Genomic DNA, 14,574 nt, shown 5'->3' with positions numbered 1-14,574 from the left:
CGGGCGATGAGCCCTGCTGGCTGACTTGAACTGCGCCGGGCCCGTCTGCGGCCCTCCCTCGGCGCCCCGGGATCCCTCCCCCCGGGGCGCCTTCGCGTCTGGGCGCGCCGCGCGCGGCGGGCGGGGGCGTTTCGGTTACACTGGGCCGAGACTGTTTCGCCGACGGAAGGAAGCCCTCATGGTCGAGGCGTTGGATATTCGGGTGCGCGGCATCGTGCAGGGGGTGGGGTTCCGCCCCTTCGTGTACCGGATGGCCAAGAAGTACCTGATAAGCGGCTGGGTGCTGAACGCGGCTGACGGCGTGACCATCCACGCGGAAGGCGAGTCGAAGCTGCTCGACGAATTCGTGATGGAGCTCTCGGACAACGCGCCGGCCGCCGCCCAGGTGACCGAGATCGACCTGCGCGAGGTGCCGCTGGAGGGCTTCGACACCTTCGAGATACGCTTCTCGGACGAGGGCGCGGTGGACAAGACCACCCTCGTCTCGCCGGAGCTCGCCACCTGCGACGACTGCGTGGCCGAGCTGTTCAACCCCAACGACCGGCGCTTCCGCTACCCCTTCATCAACTGCACCAACTGCGGCCCGCGCTTCACCATCATCGATCGGTTGCCCTACGACCGCCCGAAGACGTCGATGAAGGCCTTCCCGATGTGCGAGCGCTGCGCCGCCGAGTACGCCGACCCGCTCGACCGCCGCTTCCACGCGCAGCCCGACGCCTGCTTCGACTGCGGGCCCCATGTCTCGTGGCGCGAGGGCGCCGAGGGGGACGTCGCGTGGGGAGCCACGCGCGAGGAGTCCGACGCCGTGTTCGCGGCGGCGGTGGAGATGCTGCTGGCGGGCAAGATTCTGGCGGTGAAGGGGCTCGGCGGGTTCCACCTGGTGTGCGACGCGAACAACCCGGACGCCGTGGCGCTGCTGCGGGAGCGGAAGCGCCGCGAGGGCAAGGCGTTCGCCGTGATGGCTGCCGACGCCGACGCGGCGCGCGCCGTGTGCGAGGTGGGCGACGCCGAGGAGGCCGTGCTGGCCGGATCGGCGCGGCCCATCGTGCTGCTGCGCAAGCGCGCCGGCGCCGTGTTCGCGGCGGGGCTGGCCGACAAGCTGCCCGAGCTGGGCGTCATGCTGCCCTACACGCCGGTGCAGCACCTGCTGATGCACGACTTCGCCGAGGCGCGCCGCGCGCGGGCCGCGGCGGGGGAGGACGCCGCGGGTGCGCCGGGCACGGGCGGCGAGGCGGCCGGGGGCGCCGCGGGCACGTCGGGGGTGCCGGGCACGCCGGGCGCGGACGCCGCCGCGCTGGCGGCCAACCCGCCGCTCCTGGTGATGACCTCGGGCAACCTGCACGACGAGCCCATCGTCATCGACGACGAGGACGCCTATGCGCGCCTGGCCGCGGTGGCCGACGGCTTCCTCGGCAACGACCGCCCCATCCTCACGCGCTTCGATGACTCGGTGGTGCGCGTCATCCGCGCGGGCAGCGCCGGCGACGCGGTGCAGGTCATCCGCCGGGCGCGCGGCTTCGCGCCGCTGCCCATCGAGGTGCCCCTGGTGAGGGCGGCCGAGGAGGCCCGCGCCGCGGCCGCCCCCGATGCGCCCGCCTCCGCGACGCCCGACATCTTCGCCACCGGCCCCGAGCAGAAGAACACCTTCGCGCTGCTGCGCGGCGACGAGGCCTTCGTGTCCCAGCACATCGGCGACATGGAGAACGCCGACGTCTACGACGCGTGGCTGGCGGCGAAGGCCCGCTTCGAGGGGCTGTTCGAGGTGCGGCCGGGCCTCATCGCCTGCGACCTGCACCCGGAGTACCTCACGTCGAAGTGGGCGGCCGACCAGGACATTCCCGTCATCCGCGTGCAGCACCACCACGCCCACGTCGTGTCGGTCATGGCCGAGCACGGGCTGGCCGACGCGGTGTGCGGCATCGCCTTCGACGGCACCGGCTACGGGCCCGACGGCGCCATCTGGGGCGGCGAGGCGCTGCTGGCCAACCCGTCGGCCTTCGAGCGCTTCGGCAACTTCGCCTACGTGCCGATGCCCGGCGGCGCGGCGGCCATCAAGCACCCGCTGCGGATGGCCTACGGCGTGCTGTGGGCCTTCGACCTGCTGGAGCATCCCGGCGCGGCGCCGGCCCTGGACGCCTTGGGCGCCGAGGCGGCCGGCCTGTGCGACCAGATGATCGAGCGCGGCCTCAACACGCCCATGACCTCGTCGGTCGGGCGCCTCTTCGACGCGGCGAGCGCGCTTCTGGGCCTGTGCCTGGAACCGGCCTACGAGGGCGAGGGCGCCATCCTGCTGGAGGCGGCGCTGGAGGGCCGCGTGCCTTCGGCCTTCGCCGACCGCCCGCGCGTGGTGCCGCCGCGCGAGGCCGACCGGGCCGCCGCCGCGGCGCGCGTCGACGAGGGCGCCGCCCCGGCCGCCCGCGACGAGGCCGCCGACGACCTGGCGGCCGCCGAGCGCTACGCCGTCACCGTCACCAAAAACGTGGCCACCGAGGCCAGCACGGCCCAGGACACGTCGGTGGTGCTCTTCGACGCCGCGCCCACCTTCACCGCCCTGCTCGACGACTTCGCCACCGGGGTGCCCGTGCCCGTCATCGCGCGCCGCTTCCACGACGCCGTGGCGAGTGCCGTCGTCATGGCGGCCGAGCTGGTGCGCGCGCTCTACGGCATCGACGTGGTGGCGCTTTCCGGCGGCGTGTTCATGAACCGCTACCTGGTGGAGAAGGTGCTGGCCGAGCTGGAGGCCGCCGGCTTCACCACCGCGGTCAACCGCGACCTGCCGCCCAACGACGGGTGCATTTCGCTCGGCCAGGCTGTGGTAGCATGGGCGCAAACCACGGAGGGGAGCGTCCCCGCGGCCTCGTAGCGCCCGCCCGATGCGGGCGCCCGAGGCGGCGCCCGCCGGCTCGGGCCTGACGCGGTGCCGGCGGCCCGCGCGGCCGGCCTCCCCAGCGAGAGAAAGAGCGATTGACCATGTGCCTTGCCATCCCCGCGCGCGTGACCGAGATGGGAGACGGCGGCCTCGCCACCGTCGACATCCTGGGCGTCACCCGCGAGATATCCGTCGACCTGACGCCGTCTGCCCAGGTGGGAAGCTACGTGCTCGTGCACGCGGGCTTCGCCATCGAGGTGGTCGACGAGCAGTTCGCCCAGGAGACCATCGACCTCATCCGCCAGTTCCCCGAGCTGGCCGGCGAGGACATCCCGCCCGCCAGCGGCGCTCCGGCCGCTTCCGCGCCTGCCGCCGCGCCCGCGTCCGACGCGACGGGGACGGCGTCGGTGTGGGCCGCCCTGGCCGAGGACTAGCCATGGGCGACCTCACCGAAGAGCTCAAGGCGTTCAAGGATCCCGCGCTCGCCCGCGGGCTCGTCGAGTCCGTCCGCGCCTGGGCGCCCGAGAGCGCCACCCTCATGGAGGTGTGCGGCACCCACACCGTGGCCATCGCGCGCAACGGCATCCGCGGCCTCATGCCCGAGGGCGTGCGCCTGGCGTCCGGCCCCGGCTGCCCCGTGTGCGTCACGTCCAACCACGACATCGACAAGGTGATCGCGCTCGCGCGCGTTCCCGGCGTGACCATCGCCACCTTCGGCGACATGACGCGCGTGCCCGGCTCGACGTCCAGCCTGCTGGCCGAGCAGGCGGCTGGCCGCTCGGTCGAGATCGTCTACTCCCCGCTCGACGCTCTGCGCCTGGCCCAGGACAACCCCGATCGCCAGGTGGTGTTCGTCGGAGTCGGCTTCGAGACCACCACGCCGCTGGTGGCCATGGCCGTCAAGCGCGCGAAGGCGGCCGGCCTGCGCAACTTCACCGTCTACGGCGCGCACAAGAACATGCCCGGCGCGCTCGAGGCCATCATCAACGACCCGCAGCTCAAGGTGGACGCGCTCATCCTGCCGGGCCACGTGAGCACCATCATCGGCGTGGAACCCTACCGCTTCCTGGCCGAGAAGTACGGCATCCCCGGCGTCATCACCGGCTTCGAGCCGGTGGACGTGCTCCAGGGCATCGCGATGATCATGCGCCAGCTGCACGAGGGGCGTGCCGACATCGAGATCGCCTACGCGCGCGGCGTCATGGCCGAGGGCAACCCCGTGGCCATGGCCGCCATCGACGAGGTGTTCGAGACGTGCACGGCCACCTGGCGCGGCCTGGGCGACATCCCCGGATCGGGCTACCGCATCCGCGAGGAGTTCGCCGACTTCGACGCGATGCGCCGCTTCGCGCCCGCTATCGAGCCCACGGTGGAGCACCGCGGCTGCCGCTGCGGCGACGTGCTGCGCGGCATCATGGCTCCATCAGACTGCCCGCTGTTCCGCACGGTCTGCACCCCGGAGAACCCGGTCGGCCCCTGCATGGTGTCCAGCGAGGGCAGCTGCGCGGCATACTTCCGCTACTACTAGGCGCCTCGCGCGGGGCGTGCAGCCGGGTGTGACGCGCAATCCACGGGGCGTTCGCGTGGCGCGCGCGGCCTGCGGGCGTCCCGCGCGTCGCGTGTGCACGCCGCGGGCGAGTTTCTGGCCAAAATGGGCACGAATTCCGCAGTTTCACCGGCCCGGGCGCCGCTTAGCTGTTTACGACCTGGGCAAACGTACGCTGGCTTCCGGAAAGGGGCCGTCGATTTGCGGAATTCGCGCCCATTTTGGCCATTTTTCGGGGGACGCGAAGGCGCGACCCTTTCCCTTGGCGCCTAGAACAGCGAGAGCTGGTCGGGATCGGGACGGCGCGTCGCGTGGGACGGGGCAGGCGCCTCGCTGCGCTCGAGGGTGATGCGGCTGCGGTCGGCTAGCGCGGCCAGATCCGCCGGCGTGCCGAAGAGCCAGGTCAGCGCCTCGACGGGCGTCAACGCCACCGGCATGCGGCTGTGGACGGGCGCGACGGCGACGTTGGGCTCGGTGGTGACGATGGTGAAGCGGTCGCCCTCGCGCAGTCCCGCCAGCAGCAGCGCGCCGTCGCCGGGCCCCGCGAACCGGAACTGCGCCTTGCGCCCGCCGCGCCCCGCGCCGCCCGTGCCCAGGGGCAGCTCGTCGGCGGGCGGCTCGACGTTGCGCGTCTCGAAGAAGGCGCGCACGGGCACGAGGCAGCGCCCGCGTGCCAGGGCGTCGCGCCACATCGCGCGGCCCTCGAGCGCCGACTCGAGGCGCGTGTTGAACACGAGCCCCGTCTTCCACGAGACCTCGATCCCCCAGGTGAGGTCGACGCGCGCCAGCCCGCTCGCCAGCACGCCGAGGGGCGTAGCGTCCGCATCCGCGTTTTCGCCCGCCATCGCGCCGCCCGCACCCGCGTTCTCGCCCGCCAGCGTGTCGAGGGGTGCGGCATTCGTGTTCACGTTCTCGCCTGCCAGCGTACTGAGGGCCGCGGTGTCCGTGCTCGCGGCGTCGTTCGCGTCTGCGTCTGGTGCGGCGCCTGCCCCGAACGTCCAGGCGCTCTTCCGCGGCGCAGAGTGTTTCACGTGAAACATTTTGTTCTGGGCGTCTTCGCGTGGGTTTGCAGGGGAGGGTTTGTCGTCGGGGAGAGAGTGTTTCACGTGAAACACTCCGGCATCCGGCATCGGGCGCGTTGCGCCGACGTGCGTCGAGACCGCCCCTGCCGGCGCGGCGTTCGCGCTCGTCGCCACGATCACGGGGCATGGTGAGCCGGGGAAGGCGTCGATGTCGGCGATGTCGCGGGGGATTCGCAGCGGAGGCAGAGCGCCGGCCTCGGCGTGGCCGCCGCCGAGCGCGCCCTCATCCATGAGGCGGGCGACCGTGCGCAGGTGCGCGAGCACACGGTCGACCTCGTCGGACGAGAGCAGGGTGAAGCGATGACACATGGGCGGCCTCCTCGGCGCAAGACGTGCGATGCCCCACGCGCCGCGCGTCGCCCACCACTATAATTCTCCCCATGGACAACAGTGCGGAAAACAACGATCAGTCCTGTGACGAGGAGGTGCGCACCGCCGCGGGTGAGAGTGCCGCCGCGTGCCTGCTCGCCGCGGATGCGAAAGGCGACGCCGCCGCGTGCCCGCCCGTCGCGGGCGCGGGCGCCGATGGCCGTCATGCGCGCCGAGCCCGGCCGGCTCAACTGTCCGCCGCGGGCGAGGGCGTTGACGCCTCGGACGCCTGCGATACGAGGAAGCCCTCCTCTCCTGAGGGTGACGCTGTGGAGGTGTCGGCGCACTTCATGTACGTTCTCGAGTGCGTGGACGGGTCGCTCTACACGGGCTATGCCGTGGACGTGCGGCGGCGCCTGGACGCGCACAACGCCGGCCGCGGCGCCAAGTACACGCGCGCCCGTCGGCCCGTGACGCTGCTGGCCTATGCGGGATTCGCCACCAAGCACGACGCCATGCATGCCGAGTATCGCTTCAAGCAGCTCACCCGCGACGAGAAGGACGCCCTGCTCGCAAGGGCCGCACGCACCTCCCTAGAAGAAGCCCTCGCACCCATCCTCGGGTAGGGGAGGGAGCCCCCCCGCACCCCCGCACCCCCGCACCCCCGCACCCCCGCACCCCCGCACCCCCGCACCCCCGCACCCCCGCACCGTCTCCTTGACGTTTTTTCTGCGGCGTGTGATATGTCGGCTTTTTTCGGCTGGAATTGCCAGAAAACGTGAGATGTCACATCGGGGTGCCAGAAAAGGCGAGATATCACACGGGAGAAGGGGGCATGGCGGATGATTTGCTGGGGTGCGGGAAATCTGACCTGGGGAAACGTTGTCTTTCAAGGGTTCGGGCTTGCGAAGAGGGCGTTTTTTCGTGTGATATCTCGCATTTTCTGGCAACGCTTCCGTCGTTCCGCGAGTCTCCCTGGTGCGCCGGATGGCTCGGCCGGCCCGCGAGTCGTCGGCCGGCTTTCGAGGGGAGGGGAATGCCCTGCGTCCCACGCCCGTGCGCCTCGCACCCCCCGCTTCGCGCCTCGCGTCTCGTGCGCGCCTCGCGTCTCGTGCGCGCCCCGCCCCACGCCCGCGCGCCTTCCTGGGGGCGCAGGGGCGCAGGTTTCGGTTCGGTAATAATCCGCGGCTGCATGTGCGCCTGGTTCACAAGGGCACCATAAGTTGAGTATCATCATGCTGTTTTATCGGGCTTGGGTCTGGAGAAGCCGGATGCGGTGCGCGCGGGGGAACGCGGCGCCGTCATCGTTTTCTCCAGGACAAGCGATCTAGCAAGAGGAGGTGTGAGATGGAAGTCTTCACCGACGTCGCCTTGTTGTCGCGCATCCAGTTCGCGTTGACCGTGGCGTACCATTTCCTGTTCGTCCCGCTCTCTATCGGCCTGGGGCTCATCCTGGCCATCTGCGAGACGCGCTACTACCGCAGCCGCGACCCGCGTGACGCGGCGGCCACCCACTTCTGGGTGAAGATCTTCACCGCCACGTTCGCCATCGGCGTGGCGACGGGCATCACGATGGAGTTCTCGTTCGGCACCAACTGGGCCAACTACTCGCGGTTCGTCGGCGACATCTTCGGCGCGCCGCTGGCCGCCGAGGCGCTGTTCGCGTTCTTCCTGGAATCGGTGTTCCTGGGCGTGCTGCTGTTCGGCCGCAAGCGCGTCAGCCCGCGCGCCTACATGGTGTCGGCGTGGCTCGTGTGGTTCGGCTCGTGCCTGAGCGCGCTGTGGATCCTCATCGCCAACTCGTGGATGCAGACGCCGGCCGGCGCCGCGCTCAACGCCGCGGGCGACGAGGCGCTCATCACTGACTTCCTGGCCGCCGCCTTCAACCCGTCCATCTTCGCGCGCTACACCCACACGGTGGACGCGCTGCTCATCATGGGCGCCTTCGTGGCCATGGCCGTGGCGGCCTGGTACCTGCTCAAGGGCAAGCACACCGACTTCGCCATGAAGATCATGCGCACCGGCGCCGTGGTGGGCATCATCACCAGCTGCATCATGATCGTGTTCGCCCACGCGTCGGCCGTCGTGGTGTGGGAGGAGCAGCCCACCAAGCTGGCGATGATGGAGGGCCAGTACGAGACCGAGGCGCCCCCGCTGTACGCCTTCGGCTGGGTCGACGAGGAAGCGGGCGAGGTCATCACGCCGTTCGCCATCCCCGGCGGCACTAGCTTCCTGGCTACCGGCACGTGGGACACCGAGTACCCGGGCCTGAACGACCTGGCCGAGACCGAGAAGTACGGCGCGATGGACCCGGCCGACCTGCCGGTGAACTTCGTGTTCCAGAGCTACCACATCATGGTGGCGATGTACGGCCTCATCATGCTGGCCGCCATCCTGGCCATCATCTTCACCTTCAAGGGCGGGCGCGTGCGGAAGATGCGCTGGCTGCAGAAGCTGCTGCTCATATCGCCGCTGTTCCCGTTCATCGCCATCAACACCGGCTGGATCACCGCCGAGGTGGGCCGCCAGCCGTGGGTGGTCTACCCGTCCGTGACCGGCCCCGACGGCGTCGAGCTGCTCACCGACAACGCCATCTCGATGTCGGTGAGCGCCCCGGAGCTGCTGACCACGCTCGCGCTGTTCGTGCTCGTCTACGTGCTGCTGCTCGTCGGCTGGGCCCGCGTGATCGCGCGCTTCATCAAGGAGGGCCCGTCGCTGCAGGAGGGCGCCTCTGCCGTGGGCGGCGCCGAGGTGCCGTTCGACGGCGATGAGCCGGCCGTCCCCCTCGAGGCCGCGGCCGCGGTCGTGACCGTGGAAGAGGACGCGGAAGGCGACGCGGTCGTTGCCGAGGGCGTCGCCGTGGAGGCCGATGACGCCACGCGCCCGGCCGCCTCGGGAAAGGACGGTGAGTAGCCATGATGACCATGACCGTTCTCGGCGTGCTGTGGTTCTTCCTCATCTTCGTGCTGATCGCCGGCTACTTCATCCTCGACGGCTTCGACCTGGGCGTGGGCGTGCTGTTCCCCTTCCTGGCGAAGAGCGAGGAGGACAAGGCCGTCATGCGCCGGGTCATCGGACCGGTGTGGGACGGCAACGAGGTGTGGCTGTTGACGGCCGGCGGCGCGCTGTTCGCGGCGTTCCCCGACGCCTACGCCACCACGTTTTCCGGCTTCTACCTGGCCGTGATGCTGGTGCTGTTCGGCCTGATCGTGCGCGCGGTGTCCTTCGAGTTCCGCGCGGGCGACCCGGGCTGGGCCAAGGTGTGGGACGTGTGCTTCTTCGTGGGGTCGCTCCTGCCGGCGCTGCTGTTCGGCGTGGCCGTGGGCAACATCTACGCGGGCATCCCGATGGACGCCAACGGCGACTACATGGGCGTGCCGCTGTTGGGGCTCATCACCCCGTTCACGCTGCTCACGGGCCTGCTGGGGTTGGCCATGTTCCTGGCGGCCGGCGCCACGTGGACGGCGCTCAAGGCCCCGCTGGAAAGCGGCCTGCGCGCCCGCGCCCAGAAGCTGCGCCTGCCGCTGCAGGCGGCGGCCGTGGCGCTGTTCGTGGTCGTGTCGGTGCTCGGCCACTTCTTCTACGCGCCGGACATGGCGCCTGAGCTGGGCATCTTCCGCTGGCTGTTCGCCGGGCTGTTCCTGGTGACGGTGGTGGGGTCGATGGTGGTCGGCCGTGTGGGAGAGCGCCGCGGCTGCCCCAAGGCCGATCTGGGCGCCTTCCTGGGCCAGAGCGCGGGCGCGTTCTCGCTGGTGGGGCTGCTGGCGTGCTCGATGTTCCCGTGCCTGGTGGTGGCCTCGGCCGACAGCGTCGGGCCGACCATCACCATCATGAACGCCGCGTCGTCGGAGCTGTCGCTGTTCTGGATGACCGTCATCCTGTGCATCGGCCTGCCGCTGGTGCTGGTATACCACGTGGTGATCTACCGCACGTTCCGCGGCCGCGTGAGCCCGGAGGACCTGGCGCACTAGGCGCTCGGGCCCGACAGAGCGAGGCGAGGCGGCCGGCCGCGGGGGAGGGACCTCCGCGGCCGGCCGCCCTGTCCTTGCCGAGGTTGGGCGTATAATGCTGACCAGCTATGGCAGATTTAGGGAAAGGCAAGCCCATGGAAGATCAGAGCAGGGATACCCTGGGAGGCGCGCAGGACGCGGCCCCCGAGGCGTCCGGCGCGCCCGTCGAGCCGACGGAGCCTGTGGCGGATCAGGCGGTGACGCCCGCCGAGCCCGTCGCGGATCAGGCGGTGATCCCCGCCGAGCCGGTGGCGACGTCCGCGTCCGAGCCGGCCGTCGAGCCCGCGCCCGCCGCGGCCCCGGCCGCCGCGGACGACAAGATGACCAACAAGGTGACCGGCACCAAGTCCTACGCGCCGGCCCCCGCGCCCGACGCCGCGGCCCCGCAGCAGCCCGGTGCTGCCGCCCCCTACGCGGTGGGTGCGGCAGGTGCCCAGCAGCCCGGTGCCGGCGCCGTCCCGCCGCAGCAGCCGGCGAGCCCCTACGCGCAGCCGGCGGCGCCCTACGGCGCCCAGCCCGGCGCGCCCGTCCCGCCGGCCTCGCCCTACGGCGCGGTTCCGCCCGCCCAGGCCCCGGCCGCCGGGTCCGGCAAGGCCACCGGCGCGCTCATCTGCGGCATCCTGGCCATCGTGCTGTGCGCGGCGCCGATTGTCGGCATCGTGCTCGGCATCGTCGCCATCGTGATGGCCGGCGGCTACCTTAAGACGTTCGGCTCCGACGGCAAGGCCAAGGCCGGCCGCATCTGCGGCATCGTCGGCATCATCCTGTCGGTGCTGCTGTGGGTGTTCGCCATCGGCACCGTCCTGTGGGCCTACAACCAGGTCGAGAACACGCCTCACGTGGGCAGCACGCCCTCCGCGTCGCTCGGCTCCGGCTCCGGCAGCTCCAGCTCCAGCGGCTCCGGGTCGTCGAGCAGCTCGACCAACTCGGTCTACGACGAGGACGAGCAGACCATCCTCGACCTGGTGAGCGCCCAGTTCGACGCCCTCGAGGGCGGCGAGGCCGAGATGATGCAGTCGATCGCCTCCATCGCGGCCGAGGGCTTCGAGGACGCCACGGGCGTCACCATGGAGGAGTGCGGCATCGACCCCGTGAACTACGCGCGCCTCATGACCGACGACCTCACCTACGAGGTCGACCTGGTGGTCGTCAACGACAAGCAGGGCACCGGCTGGGTGAGCGTGGACGTGACCTGTCGCGACATCTTCGCCGTGCTCGACCTGTTCAACGAGAAGGTGGACGAATACGACGCCAGCGGCGCCGCCAACGGCATGACCGAGGAGCAGGTGAACCAGAAGCTCGGCGAGCTGCTGATGGCCGCGGTCGAGGAGACCACCGAGACGCAGGACGACTACGCCACCATCAACTGCACCCTGGAGAACGGCACCTGGATGCTCAACGAGGACGACTGGACCCAGGAGATGGACTACCTCTTCGGGCTGGTCTAGCCGCCCCGTCGCAGCGAGAAGGGGAGGGCCCGCGGCACTCGAGCCGCGGGCCCTCCTTGCGTTGGGGGCGCCGGGCGGCGGGCTCGCCGGGTATCCGGCACCCCGGCGGTCGGCGCCCTGCTCCGCCTCGCGCGCCTAGCGGTCGCCCTCGCGCCCGGCACCCGGCGGCTGGTGCCCCGCCCGGCGCCCTACCCCTCGCGCAGCACGCCCGCCACGAGGGAGCGGCTCGCCAGGTAGGTCACCAGCATGTACCCGCCGTAGATCACCAGCACCAGCGCGCCGGCCATCATGATGGGCGCGAACGAGCTCGAGCCGATGGCGCTCAGCAGCGAGTCGGAGAGCACTCCCACGGCGCACACCGAATGGCACACCGCCAGCCCCAGCGGTAGCAGGAAGTACACCATCACCTGGGCCAGGAGCGAGCGGTAGATCATCCCCTGGTCGCAGCCGAGCTTCCACAGGGTGCGGTAGCGCGGGGCCGAGTCGGATGCCTGGGACAGCTGCTGGATGGCCAGGATGGCGGCCGTGGACACCAGGAACACGAAGCCGATGTAGAGCGCCAGGTACGTGATCATCAGCTTCAGGCCGGCGGATTGGGCGATCATCTCGTGGGCGGTGACGATGCGCGTGACCGGCCACAGCAGGCTCGCGTAGGAGTCGCGCGCCCCGACGGTGCCCTTATCGAAGCCGCCCATGTCACGCGGCTGCAGCGCGGCTACGATCGCCTGCAGGGCCGCGTCGTTCTCGGCCGCGGACCTGCCGTTGTCGGCGTACTGGATGTCGAGCATCTGCGTGTCGGGGATGCAGCCCTCGGCGCGCAGGTCGGCGATCGTCTCGTCGGGCACGACGAGGACGAGGGCCGTGGCCGCCATGGTGTTGTCCTCCAGCTGGGTATCGCCGATGACGGGGCCGGTGAGGGAGAGATTCTCACCCGCTACGGCCACGACGGGCTCGCTCTTCGCCACGGCCTCAGCCAGGGGGCGCAGCATGTCCATGTTGCTTGTCAGGCGGCAGGTTCCCGGGGCCAGCTCCACCGGATCCTGGCCCTGCAGGGCGCGGGCGGCGTTGAAGTCGGAAAGCGCCACCAGGCTCAGGTTGGTGTCGCGTACGCGACCGAGGTCGTCCAGGCGCATCGCGTCGGCGCTGGCCACGGCCTGCGCGGCGTCGATGAGCGGCGCGTAGGTGGAGTCGGGGTCGGAGAAGATGCTCACCTGGGCCCAGGCGCCGACCGTCTCGGCCCACTGCTCGGGCGCGGCCTCCTGCAGCGCGGCGGCCATGGACCAGCCGTGGGACTCGGCGGCGGCGAACCGCTCGGGCGCCTCGGCCGCCATCTCGGCGGCGCGGTCGCGCGGGCCGCCCGACGAGGACGCGGTGCCGTCGGGGCCGTACCACACGCCGGCGGTCAGGGTGGCGGAATACGGGTTCGCCTTCTCCACGCCTCCCACGAACACCTCCACCAGGCCCATGCCGGAGGAAAACACGGTGATGGAGAAGAACAGCAGCACGCACACGGCCCACAGCGACAGGAACGCCGTGTTCACCTTGCTGGCTATCTGGCGCACGGTGAACAGGTTCAGCTTGCGCAGGTACACCCCGCGCAGCCGCGTGAGCACGGCGATGGCGAACCCGGCCAGCGACCAGAAGAACATGAGCGTGCCCACCAGCATGCCGACGGTGGCGCGGGCGAACTCCGGCGCGTCGAGCATCACCAGCCCGTTCTCGATGAGCTGCTCGTAGGCGTAGGCCAGCACGGCGATGGACGCGATGAACACCACCAGGCACACCCAGGGGTTGCGCACGCCGGCGCGCTCGTTCTTCACGTCGGCGCGGATGAGGTCGATGAGCTTGCAGCGGCTGACGGTGAGCGTGTTGAACACCGATACCACCAGGTAGATGCCCGCGAAGCACCCCAGCGTGACGAGGAAGGCATCCGATGAGAACACGAACTGGTAGTTGGTCATGGTGGCGCCGAACAGGCTGGCCGTCACGAAGGACAGCGCTTGGGATAGCATCACGCCGCAGATGAGGCCCACGGCCAGGGACACCAGGCCCACGATCACCGTCTCGTACAGCACGATGCGCGACACGTGGCCCGGCGTCATGCCCAGCACCAGGTAGGTGCCGAACTCGCGCTTGCGGCGCCGGATGAGGAACTGGTTCGCGTACAGGATGAGGAAGCCCAGCACGCAGGCCACCACCACTGAGAACATGCCAAGCATGTACACGGTGGTGGAGAACACGCTCGCGGACGCCGTGGCCTCCATGTCGAAGAGGATCTGCTGGCTGCCGATGGAGTTGAACGCGTAGAACACCGCCACGCCGAAGAGCAGCGTGATGAAGTAGACGGCGTAGTCGCGGACGGATCGGCGGATGTTGCGCAGGGCGAGCTTAAGCAACATGGCCGGCCTCGCCTCCCAGGAACGACACCACTTCCATGATGCGCGCGAAGAACTCGTCGCGGGAGGCGTCGCCGCGGCGCAGCTCGTTGAACACCGAGCCGTCCTTGATGAACAGCACGCGGTTGGTGAACGAGGCGGCGAAGGCGTCGTGGGTGACCATCATGATGGTGGCGCCGAGCTGGTGGTTCATCATCTCCAGCATCTCCAGCATGACGGCGGCGCTGCGCGAGTCGAGCGCGCCGGTGGGCTCGTCGGCCAGGATGAGCTTGGGGTCGCTCACCATGGCGCGGGCCGCCGCCACGCGCTGCTTCTGGCCGCCGGACATCTGGTAGGGGTACTTCTTGAGCACGTCGCCCACGCCGAGGGTGCGCGCCATGTCCTCCACCATCTGGGGGATGCGCGCCGGGCTCTCGCGCTTGATGGTGAGGGCCAGCGCGATGTTCTCGTAGCCGTTGAGCGTGTCGAGCAGGTTGGAGTCCTGGAAGATGAAGCCCAGGTCGTCGCGGCGGAACTTCGCCAGCTGGCGCTTGGACATGGTCGTGATGTCGCGGCCGCCCACCAGGATGTGGCCGCTGGTCACGGCGTCGATGGTGGAGATGCAGTTGAGCAGCGTCGTCTTGCCCGAGCCCGACGGCCCCATGATGCCCACGAACTCGCCGGCCGCCACGTCGAAGCTGACGCCGGCCAGGGCGTGGGTCACGGAGTCGCGGCTGCCGAAGACCTTCTCGATCTGGCGGACGCTCAGGATGGGTTGGGACGCATGGGCCCCGTAGGGCACGGCGCCGGCGTACACGCCGGGCGTGGGGGTCGCGTAGACTTCGGTCATGGTTCCTCCTGCTGTGTTCGTGGCTGCGAAGCTTACGATCCCATGCTACGGGGCGTCGGTTGCGCTTGCCATCGAAGCCGCTTAC

The 14,574-nt window shown here is 70.4% G+C and carries 9 protein-coding genes and 1 pseudogene; 7 read left to right on the top strand and 3 right to left on the bottom strand.

Annotated elements, in window-relative coordinates; all coding sequences use genetic code 11:
- Window positions 1-178 precede the first annotated feature (178 nt).
- The 3 genes and pseudogenes from LPT13_RS00520 (at window position 179) to hypD (ending at window position 4,397) form a co-directional block, all read left to right on the top strand.
- On the top strand, window positions 179-2,863 hold the full coding sequence (locus tag LPT13_RS00520) for a carbamoyltransferase HypF (protein WP_242162467.1): 2,685 nt from the start codon (window positions 179-181) through the stop codon (window positions 2,861-2,863).
- A gap of 107 nt (window positions 2,864-2,970) precedes the next feature.
- A pseudogene (locus tag LPT13_RS00515) lies at window positions 2,971-3,210 on the top strand (HypC/HybG/HupF family hydrogenase formation chaperone); the annotation flags it as partial.
- Between the two features lie 95 nt (window positions 3,211-3,305).
- On the top strand, window positions 3,306-4,397 hold the full coding sequence (gene hypD / locus LPT13_RS00510) for a hydrogenase formation protein HypD (RefSeq protein WP_242162465.1): 1,092 nt from the start codon (window positions 3,306-3,308) through the stop codon (window positions 4,395-4,397).
- A 287-nt stretch (window positions 4,398-4,684) separates the two neighbouring features.
- Here the strand turns inward: hypD and LPT13_RS00505 are convergent, their stop codons facing one another.
- The gene (locus LPT13_RS00505; protein WP_242162463.1) at window positions 4,685-5,806 is read right to left on the bottom strand and encodes an SOS response-associated peptidase family protein; all 1,122 of its coding nucleotides are present in this window, start codon (window positions 5,804-5,806) and stop codon (window positions 4,685-4,687) included.
- A gap of 71 nt (window positions 5,807-5,877) precedes the next feature.
- On the opposite strand from LPT13_RS00505, the gene LPT13_RS11785 reads away from it, so the two are divergent.
- The 4 genes from LPT13_RS11785 to LPT13_RS00485 all read left to right on the top strand — a co-directional run bounded on the left by LPT13_RS11785 (window position 5,878) and on the right by LPT13_RS00485 (window position 11,264).
- Entirely contained in the window at window positions 5,878-6,432 is a 555-nt protein-coding gene (locus LPT13_RS11785) for a GIY-YIG nuclease family protein (RefSeq protein ID WP_242162461.1), read from the top strand.
- Window positions 6,433-7,153: 721 nt separating this feature from the next.
- Window positions 7,154-8,719, top strand: a complete 1,566-nt coding sequence (locus LPT13_RS00495; RefSeq protein ID WP_242162458.1) for a cytochrome ubiquinol oxidase subunit I — start codon at window positions 7,154-7,156, stop codon at window positions 8,717-8,719.
- A gap of 5 nt (window positions 8,720-8,724) precedes the next feature.
- Window positions 8,725-9,777, top strand: coding sequence for a cytochrome d ubiquinol oxidase subunit II (gene cydB, locus LPT13_RS00490; RefSeq protein WP_430622556.1), 1,053 nt, complete (start codon window positions 8,725-8,727; stop codon window positions 9,775-9,777).
- Window positions 9,778-9,911: 134 nt separating this feature from the next.
- Window positions 9,912-11,264, top strand: a complete 1,353-nt coding sequence (locus LPT13_RS00485) for a DUF4190 domain-containing protein (protein ID WP_242162456.1) — start codon at window positions 9,912-9,914, stop codon at window positions 11,262-11,264.
- A 188-nt stretch (window positions 11,265-11,452) separates the two neighbouring features.
- Here LPT13_RS00485 and LPT13_RS00480 read toward each other — a convergent pair whose 3' ends face one another.
- The gene (locus LPT13_RS00480; protein ID WP_242162454.1) at window positions 11,453-13,663 is read right to left on the bottom strand and encodes an ABC transporter permease; all 2,211 of its coding nucleotides are present in this window, start codon (window positions 13,661-13,663) and stop codon (window positions 11,453-11,455) included.
- Window positions 13,653-14,489, bottom strand: a complete 837-nt coding sequence (locus LPT13_RS00475; protein ID WP_242162452.1) for an ABC transporter ATP-binding protein — start codon at window positions 14,487-14,489, stop codon at window positions 13,653-13,655. The genes LPT13_RS00480 and LPT13_RS00475 overlap by 11 nt, the downstream gene beginning before the upstream one ends.
- Window positions 14,490-14,574 lie beyond the last annotated feature (85 nt).

This window comes from Adlercreutzia faecimuris (assembly GCF_022669055.1).
In the GTDB taxonomy this organism is placed as follows: Bacteria; Actinomycetota; Coriobacteriia; order Coriobacteriales; family Eggerthellaceae; genus Enterorhabdus; species Enterorhabdus faecimuris.
Note: the sequence above shows the minus strand (reverse complement) of the source record. Positions and strands in the feature narration are given on the sequence as shown.

Coding starts and splice junctions, on each gene's coding strand:
- LPT13_RS00475 (WP_242162452.1), bottom strand. CDS start 14,489: ATGACCGAAGTCTACGCGACCCCCACGCCCGGCGTGTACGCCGGCGCC.
- LPT13_RS00520 (WP_242162467.1), top strand. CDS start 179: ATGGTCGAGGCGTTGGATATTCGGGTGCGCGGCATCGTGCAGGGGGTG.
- LPT13_RS00505 (WP_242162463.1), bottom strand. CDS start 5,806: ATGTGTCATCGCTTCACCCTGCTCTCGTCCGACGAGGTCGACCGTGTG.
- LPT13_RS11785 (WP_242162461.1), top strand. CDS start 5,878: ATGGACAACAGTGCGGAAAACAACGATCAGTCCTGTGACGAGGAGGTG.
- cydB (WP_430622556.1), top strand. CDS start 8,725: ATGACCATGACCGTTCTCGGCGTGCTGTGGTTCTTCCTCATCTTCGTG.
- hypD (WP_242162465.1), top strand. CDS start 3,306: ATGGGCGACCTCACCGAAGAGCTCAAGGCGTTCAAGGATCCCGCGCTC.
- LPT13_RS00495 (WP_242162458.1), top strand. CDS start 7,154: ATGGAAGTCTTCACCGACGTCGCCTTGTTGTCGCGCATCCAGTTCGCG.
- LPT13_RS00485 (WP_242162456.1), top strand. CDS start 9,912: ATGGAAGATCAGAGCAGGGATACCCTGGGAGGCGCGCAGGACGCGGCC.
- LPT13_RS00480 (WP_242162454.1), bottom strand. CDS start 13,663: ATGTTGCTTAAGCTCGCCCTGCGCAACATCCGCCGATCCGTCCGCGAC.